A 20,556-nucleotide genomic window follows, 5' to 3' on the forward strand; every position below is an offset into this window, starting at 1 on the left:
AATAACCCATAAAAAAGGTCTGCAAGTTAAATTTTGCAGACCTTTTTTTATGGCGTAACGGATAGTTATTTACCGATGGTAAAGCTACTGCTAAGCTTTTCTGTTTGCGAATCATTGCCAATTACCACCTGGTACTGGCCAGGGTAAAGCTTCCACTTGTGATTAGCTAAATCCCATTTCAATAATTCTTTTACAGGAATTTCAATAGATACTTCGCTGGTTTGCCCTTTGTTTACGCTTACCCGTTTAAAACCTTTTAGTTCTTTCAGCGGCATACGTTCGGCATTAGGGTATTTAATGTAAGCCTGCACGACGTCGTCGGCATCCATTTGGCCGGTGTTACTTACGTTTACCGTAAAACTGATATTATCGGTAGCTGTATATCGATCTTTAGGCTTACTTTTCCAGTCATAGCCAAATGTGGTATAACTCAAACCAAAGCCAAAAGGATATTGCACTGCGCCGTTAAAATACCGGTATGTGCGGTTTTTCATGCTGTATGATGAATAGTCCGGCAAATCATTGGTTGATTTGTAGAAAGTAAGTGGCAGGTGGCCGGAAGGTGAAACTTTGCCTAACAAAACATCTGCCAAAGCATTACCACCTTGCTGACCGGGATACCAGGCCATAATAATAGCATCCACATACGGTTCAATGGTACTAATATCTATATCGCTGCCGCCTGTAATAACGGCAATAACAGGCTTTTTAGGGTTGCCTTTACGCAATGCTTTGATGAAAGATATATTACCTGCAGGTAAACTTAAATTGGGCTTATCGCCACCCGTAGGAGACAAAAACGCATCACCCGCTTCGCCCTCCAGTACTGGCGACAGGCCAATTACTGCCACGGTTAAATCGCTGTTGCCGGCTGCCCAAATGCCGCCAAAATGTGTAGTGTCGCTGTAGTTTGATCCCAAGTCATATTCTACACGTGTATCCAAACCGACAGCGCCTGTAATACCTTCCACAAAATCAACCATGTGGCTGTTTACACCGTGATAGCTACCAGCCAGTACGTCCAGCGAAGAAGCATTGGTGCCCAGCACGGTAATGCTGGAGTAGGTGTTGGGTTTAAGTGGAAGAATGTTGTTTGCATTTTTTAACAGTACCATACTTTGTGCAGCCACCTTACGTGCCAGTGCCGTATGCGCAGCATTGTTGATGCTGTCGGCACCATAGCTGTAGTAGGGGCTATGGCTCTTCTCGTCAAAAAATCCGAGCTTAAATTCGGTCCTTAAAATTTTGGCCAGCGCAACATCTACGTCTTTTTCGGTAATCAGCTTTTGCTTTACCGCATTTTCAACGTCATTTTGTAAAATGCTGGAGCAATCTAAGCTGATACCTGCTTTAATAGCGGCTGCCGCTACCTGTACGGCGTTGGGCAGTACTTTGTGGCGTAAATAAATATCATCCAGAGCGCCGCAGTCGGTAACCACATGGCCTTTAAAGCCCCATTCTTTTAATAGCACCTGGTTAAGCAACTTTTTGCTGGTAGAATTGGGTTCGCCGTTTACCCGGTTGTATGCGGTCATCACCGATTCAACACCGTTATCAACCAAATTTTTAAATGCATACAGATAGGTTTCGCGTAAGTCTTTCTCATCAGCAATGGCATTGAACTCGTCGCGTGTGGCCTCGGGGCCACTGTGGGCTACAAAGTGCTTGGCTGTTGCCGATACTTTCAGATGTTTAGGATCGTTGCCTTGCATACCACTGACATAGGCAACGCCCATGCGTGACGTCAGGAATGGATCTTCTCCATAAGTTTCCTGTCCGCGGCCCCATCTCGGGTCACGGAATATGTTAATGTTGGGCGACCAGAACGTTAGTCCCATGTATTGCAAGTGGCGGTCTTGCTGCATGGCTAGGTTGTATTTGGCACGAGCTTCGGTTGATATTACGGTAGCTACTTGTTTAAGCAAATCAGGGTTAAAAGTAGCCGCCATGCCAATAGCTTGCGGAAACACGGTTGCCTGGCCGGCTCTTGCTACACCGTGTAAACCTTCGTTCCACCAGTTATAAGCCGGTATATTTAAACGGGGTACTGCCTGGCTGTTATAACCCAGCAAATTCGCTTTTTCTGGTAAAGTTAACTCAGACAATAGCGATTTGACACGTGCATCGATGGGTTGGCTTTCGTCCCTGTATAAGGGCTTGTTTTGCGCATAAGTAGTATGTGCAGCAGTTAAACAGGTAACAAAAAGCGCTTGGGATAGAATGCGCTTCTTTTTACTTAAAAACATAAAATTCATGCAGATTGGGATTAGAGTAGCTGTATTTGGTAGTACTAATATTGGGTATTTTTAAGAGGCTTTATGCCAGCCTTGGTGATAGCGGCAAGAATGTATTGTGCAATGCGTTCGCCTTGCTCATAACCGTTCTCAATCGAATCGCGAAAATGGATGCCGCCATATAAGCGAGAAATGCCTGCTTCTTGCGCAGCTTGCCTGAATGATGTAAAGTTACGCGGCTGCACATCATAAGGTACTTCCGAGTCATCAGTATAAGAAAAATTATCACCCAGCAAATAAGTCAGTACCTCGGCAGATGCGCTGGAAATGATACTATGCCCGCTCGTATAATCTGGAAACGGCGGCGTTTGTAAAAGCGGCGTCCACTTCAAATCAATGTAACGGTTTATATAAGTTTCGGGCCGAATACGATTGCTGGTATATTTTTCTTTCCAGCAGCAGATAAAAGAATCCATCAGTGTGGCGGCCTCAAGCGTTAGCAACTCAATTGTTTGGTCGAAATTAAGATTAGCTTTTGCAGCGGCAATTAACGCAATATTCATCCAATGGCCACCGGGACTAAGTTTTTTAAATCCAATCATCATGTGGCCAGAGGTAACTACCGTAAACGGATTACACTCCCAAAAATTTGCAATGTTAATTTGTTCGGGCGTTGCTGTTTTGGCGGTGGTGTAAACCTCGTTGGCAATTTTGTAAAACTCACTGCCTGTTTCTTTACTAAACGGTACAGCCGGTTTGGGCTTAAATTGCCCACCCGAGTCAATCATCAACGGTTTGAGGGTTGCCCAATTGGGTTCTACCGCTTCCATATAGGTGGGAGGGGTGGGGTACCAGTAAGCTTCGCCTTTAATAGGCGTGTAGCGTAGTTTAGTACTCAAACCAAAATAATTGTCGGTTTTAGCATAGGCTACTACCTGGTTGGCCATGTCAGTAGCTTCAGAAATCGATTGCTGAATCACCTCATCTTTAACCTTTTGCTTTTTCAGCAAAGCGATATACTTGTCTTGCTCTTCCTGCAAAGTATAGCCCGAGGGTAACAACTGTTTTCCGGCTTCCAGCACGCAATATGCGGCTGCAATTTGATAATCTGCACCCTTATATTTGTTTTTTTCAAGTGTAGTGCGATAGCTTTTAGTGAACTGAGAGGCATCGGGCATGCTTGTGTTGTAAGCCGATACAATCTGGTAAGCGCCCAGCATCACATAGGCATAATAGCGGCCCGCAACCGGTGGACTTATGACATCATGCATCATCACCAGCGATATAGCATTTAATGGACGCTGCATAGATAAATGCTCGGGAACATTTTTGGCCGAAAGGGCAAATCCTGGCTTCAATGCAACTATACAAAACAGTATGACAATAATTAATCTTTTCATGGCTCCTTGTAAAACATAAGGGGTTCGCCCGATATCCCAATCAATAAATATTTTGTGCCGCTGATGGTAATTTCTACAGCCGACTTTACATCTCCTTTAATATTTAAACCACTAACCTGCTGACTTACATAAGTAAAATTGCCTTTGCCATCACCTTTTAATAAACAGCCGTAGTTGGCGTCAATGCTGCCAATCTTCAAACGATTATCGGTATGGTTGCCCATCAGTAAAAGGTCGGTTTGCTTATCATGATCAAAATCCTGTGCTACAACTTTGCTTACCATCGAAAATTGTGCTTCTGTTGGAAGGGTGTTTTTTACAAACTTTCCGTTTTGATTTAAAAAGACACAAGTATTTACTTCGTTTGCAACTAGGTGAGTCGCTTTCTCCAGCTTGTCGGCTGGTATAATGTCTTGCACGGCGGCATCAGCATAGGCTTTGTAAGAAGTAAACTTACGGCGCATAGGGTACATTTGCTCATTCAGCTCGTCGCGGCTTACAAATGGGTAGCTTTTGCCTTGCATGTAAAAGCTAAAAAAGGGATCGATAGAACCATTACCATCAAAATCGGCAAAATACATATCGGCAGGTTCTTGAGCAGATGCCTGGATCACCGAGTTGCAACCTAAATTGCCTGCAATGATATCTTCTTGTCCATCGTTGTTTATATCTGCAAGGGCAATGGTGTTCCAGAAGCCATTTTGGGCAGTTGTAAAGTAACTGCCGGTTTGATCTTTAAAACCGTTTATGCTATTGATGTAAACCTTTATCGGCATCATTTCGCCGCATATAATCAGGTCTTTCCGGCCGTCTTTGTCGAGGTCTACCCATTTGGCATCGGTAATCATACCCACTTCAGCAAATGGAACCTCAACCGAACTGAATTTTCCTTTGCCATCATTTAACAACAAATAGCTTTTTGGTGCAAGCGGATATTTACCCGGAACAACACGGCCGCCAACAAACAGGTCAATGTCACCGTCTTTATCAAAATCACACGGACTGACGCAGCCTTTGCTGCTGGCGTTTACAGCTGGCAGGGCTGTGGTGATGAGGTTAAACCGGCCCTTGCCGTTGTTGATGTAAAGTTCATCCTGTAGGTTGTCGCTGTCGGCATCGTATAAACCATAACCACCCTTAGCCAAATACAGATCGGGATACCCGTCGCCGTTGGCATCAAAAAAAACTGCGGCTGATACAGAGCCTGCTGATGGTTTACCGGTTTCTAGATGTGCGCTTGCAAACTTACCACCGGGTTGTTGCAGGTAAATACTGCCTTGTTGCTGATTACCTCCGCTAATGTATAAGTCTTCCAATCCGTCTTTATTTACATCCGCTTTAGCTATAACTGGTGTGGTTTTGGAGTACATAAACAGCATCAGCAACTGTCGTTTGAAATCGTTTATGGCATCTTCCGGAGCTTGATAATTAATAAAAGGTTGTGTAGAGGTGAATAACGGTTTAGCTTGTTTTAACTCGTTATTAGTGCCGCCTGGCTTGTAAGTGATTTCTAATAGCTGATTGGCTGGCACCTGTTTTATTACCTGAACCTGATTGTCGGGCCAGATGATCTTGATGGAATCAACCACAGCAATTTTGCCTAAGCCAAAAACGGCCTGGGTGCTTACGGCCGAAAGGTAGCCGCGTGCCGGGTTCACTTCCTGGTATTGGGTGTTACTACCCGCGTAAACATATATTTTGCTACCGAGAGCTTGTGTGTTTTTATTATTGCCTTTAAGTTTTAGGCTGATGTAGGTACTACCTAACACATCATGTGCTTGATTTTGGTAAACGGATGCGGGTTCGTTGATATTATTAACCACCAAATCCAGGTCGCCGTCGTTGTCTAAATCAGCATATATGGCACCGGCCGAAATACTGGCTTTACCTAAGCCCCATTCTGTTTGCTTATTGGTAAAAGTTAGGTTGTGATTGTTCTGAAAAATATAGTTGGGCAGGGTAGTGGATGGCATGGCCTGTACTAAATCCATCAGCAGATAAGGCTCACGGTCCATCGCTTTTTTGATTTTGTAATCGCCCCAATATCTTAAAAAGTCTTTGTTGGTATAATCGCGCAAATACCCATTGCTGATAAAAATGTCTTTATAACCGTCGTTGTCAAAATCGGCTATTAAGGGGCACCAGCTCCAATCGGTGTTGGAAACACCAGCCAGTTGCGCAATTTCGCTGAAGGTATTGTTGCCGTTATTCAATTGCAACATGTTGCGCATGTATTGTTTATACAAATCTTGTTGCTGCATTAGCTCAAAAGACTCGTAGTTTTCTTCGAGTTGTAATGATTTTTGCCGGTGATTATCACGCGGCAACATATCTAGGGTCAAAATATCAGGATAGCCGTCATTGTTGAAGTCGGCAATGTCAACACCCATCGAGAAATGAGACATGTGCCTCACATATTGTTTAGAAAGTTCGGTAAAAGTGCCGTTGTGGTTGTTAATGTATATATAGTCGGGTTCGTTATAGTCATTAGTTACATAAACGTCGGGCCAGCCGTCTAGATTAATATCGGCTATGGCAATGCCCAGACCAAAAGTTAAGGGGTTTTGAATAATGCCGGCTTTTTTAGAAACGTTGGTAAAATGATTGCCGGCGTTTTCGAATAATTTATTGCCTGCATATTCATCAGTTTCATTTTTGTATTTGGCAAACTCCATGTTGTCAATTTTTTTGACATTATGATTTAGCAAAAACATATCTAAGTCGCCGTCATGATCGTAATCCAAAAATGCGGCTTGTGTGCCATATCCTGGGTCGTCTAAGCCATATTCCGTAGCCTTTTCGGTAAAAGTAAGATTGCCGTTGTTAATAAATAACTGGTTGCGGCGCTTATCCGGATCAGCCTTGCCAGAGTAGCAAACGTAAATGTCGAGCAGTCCATCGCCGTTGACGTCGGCCATGGTAACGCCGGTTTTCCAGCCGTCTGCACGGATAAATAATGCCGGGCAGGCCTGTTTGGTAATGTCTTTAAATTTTAGGTGACCTTGGTTAAGGTATAGTTTGCAGGATTGCATGTTGGCGGTAAAAAACAAGTCGGTAAGGCCATCATTGTTGATGTCGCCTGCTGCAACGCCGCCGCCGTTGTAAAAGTATTCGTACGAGAGTACGTTAAGCTTTTCAGTTTCGTTTATCGCGTTTACAAATTTGATGTCCGTTTCTTTCTCTGTCAGCAATTTAAATAATGGCTGTTGTGCTTGTATAGATGATGTAAATACGAGGCACACTAACAGAAAAACCAAAAAATGCTTGTTAGCAATTAAGCGGCTATCAGTAAACATGAGTAAAATTAAATTAGGTTATAAAGCAAAAGTACAGTACGATATCGTACTGTACTTTTGTGGTAAGTTAGCAATTATTGCTTATCCCACCAAACGCGGGTAGCAAAATCATCTTTGCCGCCCATGCTGGTAACAGCTGCCTGGTAATTGGCGCTATTGGTTTGCGGCAGAGTAATAGGATAAGGCATTCTTCTTGGAACAGAGCCGCTTAAGTATTGACCCTGATAAGTTACCGGCGTTAATACCGGATAACCTGATCTTCTCCAGTTGGCAAATGTTTCGTTGAAGTTGAATGTAGTTGAAGTTACCACATAGTACTCCATATTAATTTGCTGTAAGGCTGTGGCTGCAATTAATGGATGTGCTGCTACATAAGTGTTAATGCTTGCATCGTCAACTACAGCTTGTGCTGTATTGTTCAACTGCGCTAATGATTTCATATCAGCGGCTAAGGCATTTGCATAGTGGGTGGTGGCAGAGCCGGTGTTCCATCCTCTGGTGGCAGCTTCAGCTAACAAAAGTTCACTTTCGCCGTAGGTATAGATGACGTTAACAGCGCTACGGTCATCATAAACAGCAAACCGTGGACGAGAGTATTTACCTACAGGAGCGTCGCCGCTGGCACCCGGATAGTTAGGCGCTTTTGAAATATCAGTAGCACCGCCGTTCAAATCATAACCGTTAGGCATACCAACTTGTAGGGCATAGGTGTTATTTCCGGGTGCAAGTGTTTCATTAGCTGCTTTGCCGGTTCCGTTTGAAATTTCGGCAATAGCACTTACACGAGGGTCGGTTGATGATTTCATAAAATCAATCAGTGTTTTACCCCAACGTACTTCTCTAAAATCGTCCGGAACTAACAAGGCATCAGTGTTAGAGTTACCGTTACCATTTGCATAGTCTGTTAATACTTTAGCGTTATCAGCAATGCTGGTCATCGTGCCACCTGCATAAGCTTTTTCGGCATAAGTTTTGGCAGTAGCAGGATCTACTTTAGTAAGGCGCATTGCTGCTTTCAGCATTAATGAGTAACCTAAACGTTTCCATTTGGCAACATCACCACCGTAAAACAAATCTGACGTTGGTCCTGCTTTACTTGGATCTAAAGCTGCAGTGGCTGTTTCCAGCTGCGACAACATGGCTTTGTAAATATCCTGTTGTTTGTCAAATACAGGGGTAACGTTGCCAGATTTAGCTTGTCCTTCTTGAGAATAAGGGACATCGCCATATAAATCTGTAACGCGTTGTATAAACATTACCCGTAATATGGTTCCACAGGCATCCAGGTTACCATATTCAGCCTTTCCCTGAATTAGGTTTTTCATCTCGTCTATGAAAGTCAAAGCACCGTAGGCTCGATTCCAGGTACGGTTGTAATAACCGGTTCCGCTGCCTCTTAATACATACTTATCACCGTTAGCATAATAATCAAATGTTGAAGCTAAACTTTGCACCCACATGCTTTGGAAAAGCAATTGATCATAGCCAGTTTGTGAAAACTGTATCTGTGCTTGTGATACCAAAAAATTAGGGTTGAAGTTTTCGGCAGTAGCTTTATATGGATCAGTATTGACCTTATCAAAGTTTTTAGTACAGCTTGTTGCTAACGTAGCGCCTGCAATCAGCCAACCGTATATTAAACGTTTTTTCATGTCTTTTAATTTTTGAATTTAAAGTTTACGTTGAAACCATAAGTTCTGGTTTGTGGTAAGCTGGTACCTTCAATACCTGCGTATCTTACATCATTTGAGAAGCCTGATTCTGGGTCAATGTTGTCTGTGTGTTTCATGATAGTCCACAGGTTACGTGCAACAAATGATACGTTGATACCGCTGAATGGTGTACGGGCCAAAATATTTCTTGGCAAGTTGTATCCAAATGTAACCTGACGAAGTTTGATAAAGCTTCCATCTAATACATCTAGTCCTGAGATACGACGTGCTAACTCTTGGTAGTAAGTTTGAGCAAGTACAGCAGTTGTGTTTCCTGAACCATCAGCTTTAACAGAGTTTGGCGTAATCACACCACCTTCACGGCCGTCAAGCGTCATTTGGTTTAAGCCACGCAGAATGCTGTAGTAGTTAGTAGCCGACAAGATTTTGTTACCAAAACGGTAGTCAGTTAAGAATGATAAATTGAATTGTTTATAGTTGAATGAGTTGTTTAAACCGCCATAAACTTTTGGGATAGTTGATCCCATTGGTTTAAGCGCACCTTGTACAGGAATGCCAGCTGCATCAACTATTACTTGTCCGGCAGCATTACGTGCGTAGTCGTAAGCTAATATCTGCGGACCAGACATCCCTACAATTAAAGCAGTAGAAGCATTTTGTGGACGATAGGTACCGAAAGCTACGTTAGCATTGGTCTTTGGATCTGTTTGTAAAATCTTATTTTTTACATAAGTAAAGTTAAACGATGGTGTCCAGCTAAAGCCTGATACTTTCACCGGCGTTCCATGAATCTCTAACTCCACACCTCGGTTTTGCGTAGAACCTGTACCTAAGTACTGATTATTGTAACCAGTTGATGGGTCAATGTTGGTGTTAATGATTTCATTATTGGTTTTACGTGAAAATAAAGCTACGTCAAAACCTAATCTATCACCCCAAAACTTCATCTCTACACCCGCTTCTACTTCTTTTAATGTAAACGGTTTTAAAAATAAGTTAGGTAGCTGTGTGCCGAACCCGCCTGCCGGAACCCCATTGATAGAGTTGTTTACAGAGTAATACACTTGATTTGCATAAGCAGCAGCGTCATTGCTGGTTTGAGCGTATGATAATCTGAACTTTCCGAAATCTACATTCTTCAGATGTAATAGGTCTGAAAAGATGAAACTTCCAGACACGGACGGAGAAAAGATGCCCCGACCTACTGAACTTGAAATACTGCTGTAAGTATCATAACGTCCAGTAGTGCTTAATACCAAATAATCTTTGATAGAAAAATCTGCGGAATAGTAAGCAGAATTAACATGCTTGTTTTGGTATACGCCATTGTCTAAAGTACGTACTGAACGGCTTGCAAAGTTGGTTATTGTATAAAAGTACGGAATAATAAACCCACCGTTACCAGAGGTAATCAAACCATCATATTTACTTTGACGAATGTTTCCACCAACGCTCAAATCCAAATTCAACCAATCTTTAATGATGTCATGCTTAGCGTTAATTAAAGCATCGGCGTTGAACTCTGTAGTTTCAGTATTATACAATGTTAATGCTCCATTGTCGTTACGATAGGCTGTACCTGTTGGTTCAATACTGGTACGAGTATCATTGATATTATCGTAACCTAAACGTGCTTGGGCATATAACCACTTGGTGAAATTGTATTTAGCCGCTAATGACGAGATTAAACGTTTTCTGATGGTATTGTTCTGAAACTCGTAAGCTGCAAAATACGGGTTGGTTACATAAGTATCGTTAGTGAAACTTTGTTCCCTGCCAGTAGCAGTACGGCTGTTAGCTAAAATGCTCTGGTCCTCATTGGGTGCTAAGAACTGAACGTTATTAGGATTACCAGGACCGTCACTTAGCGCTGATCTGTTTTTGCCTTTTTCAATCAGGTAATTAGCTATAACAGTAATGTCTAATTTTTTAGTAACAGATTGTTGACCGTTAAAATTGAACGTTTTTCTGTCCAGATAACTATTTGGTACAATAGAATTGGCACGTAAATTTGATAACGATAAACGGAAACTGCCGTTTTCCCCTCCATTGGTTAATGATACAGTGTTGGTATAGCTAGGTGCTGTCCTATAAAAAGAAATATAATTATCTTTAACAGGTGAGTAAGCATAAGTTTGACCGTTGAACTGAATCACTTGTGAACCATCCATTTTCGGCCCCCAGGCTAAATTACCTGTAAGTAATGCTTCTGCTGCAGTTCCTGGTTTAGTTCCGTTTTGACCCTGCCCATAAACTTGTTGAAAATCAGTATTGTCAACCGGTTTATCAAACTGGAAGTTGGTATTAAATTCAACACCGAAACCTGAATTCTTTTTGCCTGATTTAGTAGTAATCAAAATTACGCCGTTTGCCGCTCTTGAACCATATAGCGCTGATGCCGATTGACCTTTTAGAACGGTCATTGATTCAATGTCATCTGGGTTGATGTTTGAAATACCGTCGCCATAATCTGCACCGCCCCATTCATTTGCTGAACCGCGTTGTGTGTTATCTAATGGTACACCGTTAATTACATACAAAGGCGAACCTGCAGTGAAGCTGGTTAAACCGCGAAGTAACACACGGGCAGATGAGCCTGGACCGCCGTTTGATGCGCCAACGCTTAAACCAGCTACGCGGCCCTCTAATGATAAAGCAACGTTAGACTCGCGGGCTTGGTTCAAATCATTGCCATTTACGGTCGAAACAGAATAGCCTAATTTTTTTTGGTCTTTTTTAATACCCAAGGCCGTTACCACTACTTCGCTTAATGCGCTCGATGATGGCGTAAGTTTAATAGTAATTTCAGTTTTGCCGTTGGTTGGAATTTCCTGCGCAGCATAACCTACATAAGTTACTACCAGGGTAGCGCCTTCTGGAGCATCGATGGTAAAATTACCATCTATATTGGTTACCGTGCCTGTTGGCCGGCCTTTTACTTTTATAGATACACCGGGCAATGCCTGGCCGTTTTCATCAACTACTTTACCTGTAACTTTTACATCGGCAAATATATGGTTGAAGGTTAGTGCCGAGGCCGTATGAGCAGGTGACTCTGGCTTGTACTTGGTTACTGTTGCTGCCGTAGCATCCAGGCTTATGACCAAGGTGCCGGCTAATAACAATTTTTGAGCGAAGGAGAATTTAGGTAGGTTAAACCTGTCCTTTTCACCTTTTAGGGGCTTGGTAAATTTCATACTTATACATTAGTGTGTTAATGACTTTAATCAAATGTTTTTTAGTAGCGAGGGGCCAACTAAGGCTTTGCAAAAGGTTGCTGCCCGGAGCGTTACCTATGCATAATTTTAAGTTAGGTTTTATTCATATAAAATAGGTTTGGTAAGCGTTTGGTGAGGTTTACTTATCAGAATAAATGGTTTAGTAAAAATTGAATTATAACAACGTTGCAAACCGTTATCAATGGAGTTGTGTAAATACGGAACAGTAATAGGATGCGTATAAAATCTATTCATATGTGATTCTGCATATATTTTTGATCGTGTATAATAATAACTCAGGATTTTTAACTGTCTGCAATTATCGTTTACACTTCATCCGTACGTACTAAAGGCTAAATTTTGGTTGTAAGTGCTGATTGTAATTCTGCATCTACATTAGTCTAAGTAAATGAAATAGTTTATGAAAACAAAATATCTTTTAAAAAAAATTAAAAAGTTTTTACAAAAAAGGCGCTTTTTACGGTACTAAAATGTTTTAGCTGGCTTTTTTCTATAAAGTTTCAACTTTTGCGAGTATATTTGAGCAATTTTATTAAAAGTTGCTTTTTTTTGTAGTTTATTACTCCTAAAATTAAAATAAAGCTCGTTTAATTTGACTGAATTTTTAAAAATAATATCTTTCGTTTAGGAATTATGTAATAAATGTGTGTTATTTTTGAGTAATTTATTTTAAAATGGGTTTCGTTCAAGATTGGTCAATTTCAAATCAAAAGGGGAAACGATTTAAAGAGACGCCCGGCTTATTAAATGAAAAGGGTTTTCGATATGCTTGCGTTCATTATTTAAAATGAGCTTTGCTGTTATATCGCCCATTTTCTGAAAATCTGTAGATATGGTAGTTAGTCCGTTAAGTATTATCTTTTTGAGAGGTGTTTCATTATAAGATATTACGCCTACATCTCGCCCTACAATAAGTTTTGTTTGTAATATTCTTTCAATTAAAGCTACTACATCACCTTCGGTTAGGGTGATGAATACTTCGCCGGCGCTTATAGGTTCGGATTGCAGTTCGTTTATAATCTGGTAATTAAAGGCGTATTGGGTACAAAATGCCATAAATCCCTGTAATATTTCGGTTGGAAAATAGGTCTGCTTCGGAAATGCTAATTTAATGGTATTATATTTTGACAGCTGTGGCAAAGCGTATTCCAGCGCCTTAAAAATGTCTTGTTCAAAATTTTCATAAACTGCGGCATATTCACCTTCCACGCCGGTAATAAGTCTGTCCAATAATATTAGCTTCTCTTTAGGTAGCCGGTTAATTACTTCATGGGCTTTTTCTCCGCCTTCCATAAAATGACCGATAATTACATAATGCGTGTAATCATCTCCTGCATTTTCCAGGAACTTTTTAAATAGCGAAAAATCGTTGTTGTAAATGTAAAGATCAATGGCGGCTTGATTATTTAAACCCGCTACCAAGGCATCATAAATGATTTTTTTATGAGCGCTTAGCTTATTGAACAATAAGAACACTTTATACTTAGGCACCGATTCGGTACTTTTAATATAGTAACCTTTTCCAGGCACCGAACCTAAAATGCCTATTGCCTTTAAATGTTTGTAAGCCTTTTCGGCCGTATCACGTGAAAGCTCAAAGTTGTAATTCAGCTCGTTGATAGATGGTACTGTGTCGTTCTTACTAAGCTTATTATCTCTTACAGCTTTTATGATTGAGTTGGCGAGCTGCAAATATTTTGGCGTAGAAGAATGATAATCAATATAAATATATTCTAAAAAAGGAGACGGCATGGCTTAATATTGGTTACAAACGGTGTGGTACCGTTTTGGTAAAAATAGAATAAAATTATCGTTGCATTAAAATTAAGTTTTCCGGTGCAGGCGGGTGTAGGGCAGGTTAACCATGACAGTGCATGATAGCTTTATTATACAGCTTTTATACTTTCGTCTTTATACCAATTGTCATTTATCGTACCTAAATTCATGGAAGCAGTTCTTGGCGTTATATTTCACTTTATCGGCGGCTTTGCATCCGGTAGTTTTTACATACCATATAAAAAGGTAAAAGGCTGGGCTTGGGAAAGCTTCTGGATTGTTGGCGGCATCTTCTCTTGGTTGATAGTTCCGCCGCTTGCCGCTTGGTTAACCATCCCGGGTTTTAGCGAAATCATTAGCCATACCAGTGGCAGTGTGTTAACACTTACTTACATATTTGGCTTGCTGTGGGGGGTAGGCGGCCTAACTTATGGTCTGGGTGTTAGGTATTTGGGAGTAGCCTTGGGTAGCTCTATCATATTAGGTCTTTGCTCTGTGTTCGGTTCCTTGATTCCATCCTTTTATTATGATCTTCATCCGCAGCCCGGTAAAGATTCTTTCAGTATGTTGATGAACAATCATTGGGGCCAGATGGTGCTGCTGGGCATAGCAGTATGCGTACTGGGCATTATCATTTGCGGCAGAGCAGGTGTTATGAAAGAAAGGGAACTATCAAAGCTAGGTGCCGTTGGTGTCAGCAATACCGAATACAAATTCGGATTAGGCATTTTTGTTGCCATAGTATCAGGTGTATTAAGTGCCTGTTTTGCTTTTGGTATTGATGCCGGTAAAGATATGGCCAACGAGGCCAACGCCATATGGAAAGCGGCCAATCTTGGTCAGGGTGAGTTTCTGTTTCAAAACAACGTTACTTATGTGGTAGTGCTTTGGGGCGGACTGACCACCAACTTTATATGGTGTATGTTTTTAAATGCCCGTAATAAAACTTTTGGCAACTATACCGACAAAAGAACCCCTTTATTAAAAAACTATCTGTTCTCGGCCTTGGCCGGAACAACCTGGTTCTTGCAGTTCTTTTTCTACGGAATGGGCGAGAGCCGTTTAGGTAATGGCCCAAGCTCATGGATATTGCACATGGCGTTCATCATCCTGATTGCCAATATATGGGGACTGGTGCTTAAAGAGTGGAAAGGCGTTAGCCGCAAATCGTTAATTACAGTGGTTGTGGGTATAGCCACCATTATATTGTCTGTATTAATAGTAGGATACGGAAATTCTATTAAACCTTAATTCGTAATCAAAAAATCTTAAATACAATGTCATCTAAAACACTTGAATTTAAACATGTAAGTTATTTGTGGGATGAAGCCAAAGCGGCCGAACTGGCTGGTGATGAAGTGGCTTTATTAATATATCGTTCAAATTTGCTTGGTGCCGATTTACGCCTGACTAACTATGGCGGCGGTAATACATCATGCAAAGTAATGGACAAAGATCCGCTCACCGGCAACGAGGTTGAGGTAATGTGGATCAAAGGTTCCGGCGGCGACATCGGTACTTTGAAAAAGAGCGGATTAGCCGCTTTATATGTAGACCGTTTACGCAGCCTTAAAAATGTTTACCGTGGCATTGAGCACGAAGACGAAATGGTGCAACTGTTTAACCACAGCATCTTCGACCTAGACTCTAAAGCGCCATCAATTGATACCCCTTTGCACGGCTTTTTGCCTTTTAAACACATTGATCACCTGCACCCTGATGCAGCCATAGCAATTGCTGCAGCAAAAGACGGTAAAAAAATTACCGAAGAGCTGTTTAGTGGTACTATCGGTTGGGTTGACTGGCAGCGCCCTGGTTTCGACTTAGGTTTGCAACTGCGCGAGTGTTTAGACAGTAACCCCGGTATCCGTGGCATTATGTTAGGTTCGCACGGTTTATTTACATGGGGCGATACTGCTTACGAAAGCTATGTAAACACATTGGAAGTAATTGAGCAATGCGCCGAGTACCTGGAACAAAACTATGGTAAAAAAGGCCCGGTGTTTGGCGGACAGAAAATACAAAGCTTGGATGAAGCCAGTCGTAAAAAACAGGCTGCTGCCTTAGCGCCGGTACTGCGCGGTTTTTGCTCAAGCAAAACCAGAATGATTGGTCATTTTACGGATGATGCCCGCGTGCTGGAGTTTACCAACTCCAACGACCTTGAGAGGTTAGCGCCAATGGGAACCAGCTGCCCGGATCACTTTCTGCGTACCAAAATCAGTCCGTTGGTTTTAGATTTACCAACCGATGCTGATTTGAGCGATGTAACCGCTTTAAAAGAAAAGCTTACGCCTGCATTTGAGCAATACCGCCAAATGTATACCGATTATTATAACACTTGTAAACATGATAACAGTCCGGGCATACGTGATGCTAATCCGGTAGTTATCCTGTATCCGGGTGTGGGTATGTTTACCTTCTCAAAAGACAAACAAACCGCCCGTGTAGCTGCCGAGTTTTATATCAACGCTATCAACGTGATGAAAGGTGCCGAGGCTATTTCTGAGTATACTTCGCTGCCACGTCAGGAAGCGTTTGACATTGAGTACTGGTTGCTGGAAGAAGCAAAGCTGCAGCGCATGCCTAAACCTAAAGCTTTGTCCGGTCGTGTGGCCTTAATTACCGGTAGTGCCGGTGGTATTGGTAAAGCTATCGCTAAAAAGTTTGTAGAAGAAGGTGCCGTAGTTATCCTGAATGATATGAATGCCGAACGCCTTGAAGGTGCCGGCGAAGAATTTAAAGGTAAATTCGGTAAAGATTCTTACGCTACAGCTATATTAGATGTAACCAAAGCCGATCAGATACAGGAAGCCATGAACGTAGCTGCATTAGCATTTGGTGGGGTAGATATTGTGGTGAACAATGCCGGTTTATCTATCTCCAAAACCATTGCCGACCATACCGAAAAAGATTGGGATCTGTTATATGATGTATTAGTAAAAGGTCAGTTTTTGGTAACCCAGGCCGCGGTTGAAGTCATGAAAAAGCAAGCTATTGGTGGCGATATTATTAATATCGTTAGCAAGAATGCTTTGGTTAGCGGACCAAACAACGCAGGCTATGGTAGCGCCAAAGCTGCCCAACTGCACCTGAGCCGTTTGAATGCTGCCGAATTAGGTCCGGACAAAATCCGGGTTAACGTAGTAAACCCAGATGCGGTAATCAGCGACAGCAATATCTGGGCAGGCGGCTGGGCCGAAGGTCGTGCTAAAGCTTATGGTGTTACCGTTGAAGAGTTGCCGGCTTACTACGCAAAACGTACTTTGCTAAACGAAATTATATTACCAGACGATATTGCCAATGCCTGCTTCGCCATCACTGGTGGCTTGCTGAATAAATCGACCGGCAACGTGATTAACGTAGACGGCGGGGTTGCTGCCGGATTTGTACGATAAGCAGTCAATATAAATTCATGGTTCATAATTGGCAGTTCGTAATAACAGGCATTAGCTTTTAATATGAACTGCCAACTATATACTATGACCATTTATGAACCAACCAATTAGAATAAGTTATGCTTATAGAAAAATATAGAATTGATGAACAAAATCATCAGTTAAGCAGCAAACACCAGCGCCAATTTGAGTATGTAGCTGCTGATGTGCCAAACCTGGATGAGGTGATGAAAAAGCTTCAGGCATTTAATATTGCTATTCCAAGTTGGGCGCTGGGTACAGGTGGTACACGCTTCGGCCGTTTTTCGGGCGGTGGGGAGCCACGCAGCCTAGAAGAGAAAATTGAGGATGTAGGCGCGATACATGCACTCAACAAGTCAAGCAATTCTATTTCACTCCATATTCCATGGGATATTCCATCAAACGCAGATGCGATCAAAGCTGTTGCGGCACAACATGGCTTACGCTTTGACGCGGTTAACTCTAATACTTTTCAAGATCAGCAAGACCAGCAGCAAAGCTATAAATTCGGTTCATTGCATCATGCTGATAAAGCGGTGCGTAAGCAGGCTGTTGAGCATAATATCGAGGTGATTAAATACGGTGTGGAATTGGGTTCCAGTGCCTTATCGGTATGGTTGGCCGATGGCTCAAGCTTTCCCGGCCAGTTGAACTTCCGTACGGCATTTCAAAATACGCTGGAAAGTTTGCAGGAGATATACGACGCCCTGCCCGACGACTGGAAAGTATGGATAGAGTACAAACCTTACGAGCCGTACTTCTATTCAACCACCATTGGCGATTGGGGACAATCTTTGTTATTGGCCAACAAGCTAGGTTCAAAAGCATCTACATTGGTTGATTTGGGTCACCATTTACCCAATACCAATATTGAACAAATTGTCTCGTTACTGTTAATGGAAGGCAAACTAGCCGGATTTCATTTCAACGATTCCAAATATGGTGATGATGATTTGACTGTGGGTAGCATTAATCCATATCAGCTATTCCTGATCTTTAACGAACTGGTAGAAGGTATGGACGCACGCGGTATGACACACGCTACGGATATTGGCTGGATGATTGATGCCTCGCACAATTTGAAAGACCCGATTGAAGATTTGCTACAATCGGTAGAGGCCATAAAAATTGCGTATGCACAGGCTTTGCTGGTTGATACGGCTGCATTAAAAGACGCACAGACTGCTAATGATGCAGTGGCTGCTCAGGAGATATTGCAAACTGCTTACCGCACGGATGTTCGTCCACTAGTGGCCGAAGCTCGTTTAAGAGAAGGCGGTGCTTTAAACCCGTTATCAGCTTACCGTAGTTTGGATGTACGTAACAATCTAATTAAAGAACGCGGTGCTAAAACCGTAGCTACAGGATTATAAAATGGCAGCAACTCCCGTTATAGCCGTATTTGACGTAGGCAAAACCAATAAAAAGCTATTCCTCTTTAATGAGGATTACAAAATTGTCTATGAAAAATCGGCACGGTTTAACGAAACGGTTGACGAAGATGGCGATGCCTGCGAGAATGTGGATAGCTTACGCTTATCGGTATTCGATTCGTTGCACGCCATTTTCCGGCGATCAGAGTTTGAGGTAAAGGCCGTCAACTTTTCATCATACGGTGCCAGTTTTGTATATGTGGATGAGGAGGGAATGCCTTTAACGCCGCTTTACAACTACCTGAAACCATATCCTGAAAACTTGCATAAGCAATTTTACGATACTTACGGAGGGGAGGAGCAGGTTGCCCGTCAAACTGCTTCGCCGGTGCTGGGGAGCCTTAATTCCGGTTTGCAGTTATATCGTTTAAAATATGAGCAGCCCGAGGTATATAGCCGAGTTAAATATGCGTTGCACTTGCCGCAATATCTAAGTTATTTGCTTACAGGTCAGGCCAGCACGGACTTAACCAGTATTGGCTGCCATACTACACTATGGGATTTCGAAAAGCAGCAGTATCATAACTGGGTATTACAAGAAGATGCGATTAGCAAACTTGCACCCATATTAGATGCAAACACAGTTTTGCCCGCATCATTTCCGGGCAACAGTTATAAGGTAGGTATAGGTTTGCACGATAGTTCGGCTGCCTTAATACCTTATCTGGTAAGTTTTACTAAACCATTTGTGCTATTGTCAACCGGTACCTGGACCATCAGTTTAAACCCGTTCGATCACTCGCCGTTAAGCGCTGATGAATTGAAAAACGACTGTTTAAATTACATCCAGTACAAAGGGCAGCCGGTAAAAGCCTCGCGCTTATTTGCGGGTTACGAGTATGAGCAGCAGGTAAAACGCATTGCCGCGCATTTTAACCAAAACACGGCGCATTACCGTACCTTAAAGTATGATGCTGATGTGGTTGCCCAGCTGTTAACTAAAGAACCACAAACACTTATTACCGGGGCAAATAGCTTAAAAGTATCAGTATTTGGTCATCGCGATTTGAGCGAATTTGCAAACGAAACCGAAGCCTATCATCGTTTAATGATGGATATCGTGAATCAGCAAAAAATAGCAACAGGCTATGTGCTTAAGGGCAATGCCGTAAAGCGCATTTTTGTTGATGGCGGGTTCAGTAAAAATTCGGTATATATGCACCTGTTAGCTTCGGCTTTTCCAACCATGGAAGTGTTTGCTGCTTCAATGGCGCAAGCCACAGCGGTTGGTGCGGCCCTGGCCATACACCATTCCTGGAATACGGCGCCGTTGCCTCATGATTTATTGGAGCTGAAGTTTTATTCGGCTTCACAAGCTATTACAACTTAATTTACACTATTAGGAGAGAAGATGCGGGTAGGATTATTTATACCGTGTTATGTAGATCAGTTTTATCCTGGTGCAGCCATAGCCACTTTGCAACTGTTAGAAAAACTGGGCGTCGAAGTGGCATATCCCAAAAATCAAACCTGTTGCGGTCAGCCAATGGCCAACTCGGGCTTTGAACATTTGACGGGTGGCTGCAATCGTTTATTCGTCGAAAACTTTGCGGGGTTCGATTACATTGTTGCCCCTTCGGGTAGCTGCGTGTTGCATATCCGCGAACATTTGCACGACGAGAAACAGGAGGAACTGGCACATGCCATCAGCCAAAAAACATACGAGCTTACATCTTTTTTAACCGATGTGTTGAAAGTGGAAAGTTTGCCATCGCGTTTTCCGCACCGGGTAGGCATGCATCAAAGCTGCCACGGTCAGCGTGGATTGCACTTGAGTTCCATGACCGAACTGGTGGCACCTGCTTTTTCAAAGCCGGGCTCGCTACTTAAAATGGTAAAAGGCATTGACCTGATTGAGCTTGACCGTAAGGACGAATGTTGTGGCTTTGGCGGAACATTTTGCGTGGTGGAAGAAGCTGTGTCGGCTAAAATGGGTAAAGACCGTGTGGCCGATCATCTGCAACACGGTGCCGAGTATATTACCGGCGTAGATATGTCGTGCCTGATGCACATGGAAGGCATTTTAAAACGCCAGGGAAGTAAAGTGAAAGTGATGCATATTGCAGAAATACTAAATGCAGAGTGA

General features: G+C 42.4%; 11 protein-coding genes. 5 read left to right on the forward strand and 6 right to left on the reverse strand.

All coding sequences use genetic code 11. The features are described from left to right. Positions 1 to 65 precede the first annotated feature (65 nt). From GPM24_RS14250 to GPM24_RS14275, 6 genes are all read right to left on the reverse strand, one after another. Positions 66 to 2,255 (reverse strand): glycoside hydrolase family 3 N-terminal domain-containing protein, encoded by a 2,190-nt coding sequence (locus tag GPM24_RS14250; protein ID WP_233268849.1) that lies wholly within the window; start codon positions 2,253 to 2,255, stop codon positions 66 to 68. A gap of 35 nt (positions 2,256 to 2,290) precedes the next feature. Next, positions 2,291 to 3,634 carry a vanadium-dependent haloperoxidase gene (locus GPM24_RS14255; protein WP_158827478.1) on the reverse strand — a complete coding sequence of 448 codons (1,344 nt, stop codon included), beginning with the start codon at positions 3,632 to 3,634 and terminating at the stop codon, positions 2,291 to 2,293. Continuing rightward, positions 3,631 to 6,930, reverse strand: a complete 3,300-nt coding sequence (locus GPM24_RS14260) for a VCBS repeat-containing protein (RefSeq protein WP_199269766.1) — start codon at positions 6,928 to 6,930, stop codon at positions 3,631 to 3,633. Before GPM24_RS14260 ends, GPM24_RS14255 begins: the two co-directional genes overlap by 4 nt. 74 nt (positions 6,931 to 7,004) lie before the next feature. Then, complete coding sequence (locus GPM24_RS14265; protein WP_158827479.1) at positions 7,005 to 8,582, reverse strand: SusD/RagB family nutrient-binding outer membrane lipoprotein; 1,578 nt, start codon at positions 8,580 to 8,582, stop codon at positions 7,005 to 7,007. 5 nt (positions 8,583 to 8,587) lie between these two features. Continuing rightward, complete coding sequence (locus GPM24_RS14270; protein WP_158827480.1) at positions 8,588 to 11,800, reverse strand: SusC/RagA family TonB-linked outer membrane protein; 3,213 nt, start codon at positions 11,798 to 11,800, stop codon at positions 8,588 to 8,590. Between the two features lie 765 nt (positions 11,801 to 12,565). Then, on the reverse strand, positions 12,566 to 13,594 hold the full coding sequence (locus GPM24_RS14275) for a GntR family transcriptional regulator (RefSeq protein WP_158827481.1): 1,029 nt from the start codon (positions 13,592 to 13,594) through the stop codon (positions 12,566 to 12,568). A 192-nt stretch (positions 13,595 to 13,786) separates the two neighbouring features. Here GPM24_RS14275 and rhaT point away from each other — a divergent pair, with 192 nt between their 5' ends. The 5 genes from rhaT to GPM24_RS14300 all read left to right on the forward strand — a co-directional run bounded on the left by rhaT (position 13,787) and on the right by GPM24_RS14300 (position 20,556). Further along, positions 13,787 to 14,869, forward strand: coding sequence for an L-rhamnose/proton symporter RhaT (gene rhaT, locus GPM24_RS14280; protein WP_158827482.1), 1,083 nt, complete (start codon positions 13,787 to 13,789; stop codon positions 14,867 to 14,869). A 26-nt stretch (positions 14,870 to 14,895) separates the two neighbouring features. Continuing rightward, a complete protein-coding gene (locus tag GPM24_RS14285) occupies positions 14,896 to 17,016 on the forward strand; it encodes a bifunctional aldolase/short-chain dehydrogenase (RefSeq protein WP_158827483.1) in 2,121 nt (706 codons plus the stop codon). A gap of 119 nt (positions 17,017 to 17,135) precedes the next feature. Then, positions 17,136 to 18,410 carry a sugar isomerase gene (locus tag GPM24_RS14290; RefSeq protein ID WP_158827484.1) on the forward strand — a complete coding sequence of 425 codons (1,275 nt, stop codon included), beginning with the start codon at positions 17,136 to 17,138 and terminating at the stop codon, positions 18,408 to 18,410. 1 nt (position 18,411) lies between these two features. After that, positions 18,412 to 19,800 (forward strand): FGGY-family carbohydrate kinase, encoded by a 1,389-nt coding sequence (locus GPM24_RS14295; protein WP_158827485.1) that lies wholly within the window; start codon positions 18,412 to 18,414, stop codon positions 19,798 to 19,800. Positions 19,801 to 19,821: 21 nt separating this feature from the next. Then, a complete protein-coding gene (locus GPM24_RS14300; protein WP_158827486.1) occupies positions 19,822 to 20,556 on the forward strand; it encodes a (Fe-S)-binding protein in 735 nt (244 codons plus the stop codon).

Origin of the sequence: Mucilaginibacter lacusdianchii (assembly GCF_009770985.1) — a bacterium.
Classification (GTDB): Bacteria; Bacteroidota; Bacteroidia; order Sphingobacteriales; family Sphingobacteriaceae; genus Mucilaginibacter; species Mucilaginibacter lacusdianchii.

What these genes read in the sequence shown, in the direction of transcription:
- GPM24_RS14265 (WP_158827479.1), bottom strand. Translation starts at nt 8,582, where the DNA reads ATGAAAAAACGTTTAATATACGGTTGGCTGATTGCAGGCGCTACGTTA.
- GPM24_RS14290 (WP_158827484.1), top strand. Translation starts at nt 17,136, where the DNA reads ATGCTTATAGAAAAATATAGAATTGATGAACAAAATCATCAGTTAAGC.
- rhaT (WP_158827482.1), top strand. Translation starts at nt 13,787, where the DNA reads ATGGAAGCAGTTCTTGGCGTTATATTTCACTTTATCGGCGGCTTTGCA.
- GPM24_RS14255 (WP_158827478.1), bottom strand. Translation starts at nt 3,634, where the DNA reads ATGAAAAGATTAATTATTGTCATACTGTTTTGTATAGTTGCATTGAAG.
- GPM24_RS14300 (WP_158827486.1), top strand. Translation starts at nt 19,822, where the DNA reads ATGCGGGTAGGATTATTTATACCGTGTTATGTAGATCAGTTTTATCCT.
- GPM24_RS14260 (WP_199269766.1), bottom strand. Translation starts at nt 6,930, where the DNA reads ATGTTTACTGATAGCCGCTTAATTGCTAACAAGCATTTTTTGGTTTTT.
- GPM24_RS14275 (WP_158827481.1), bottom strand. Translation starts at nt 13,594, where the DNA reads ATGCCGTCTCCTTTTTTAGAATATATTTATATTGATTATCATTCTTCT.
- GPM24_RS14250 (WP_233268849.1), bottom strand. Translation starts at nt 2,255, where the DNA reads ATGAATTTTATGTTTTTAAGTAAAAAGAAGCGCATTCTATCCCAAGCG.
- GPM24_RS14285 (WP_158827483.1), top strand. Translation starts at nt 14,896, where the DNA reads ATGTCATCTAAAACACTTGAATTTAAACATGTAAGTTATTTGTGGGAT.
- GPM24_RS14295 (WP_158827485.1), top strand. Translation starts at nt 18,412, where the DNA reads ATGGCAGCAACTCCCGTTATAGCCGTATTTGACGTAGGCAAAACCAAT.
- GPM24_RS14270 (WP_158827480.1), bottom strand. Translation starts at nt 11,800, where the DNA reads ATGAAATTTACCAAGCCCCTAAAAGGTGAAAAGGACAGGTTTAACCTA.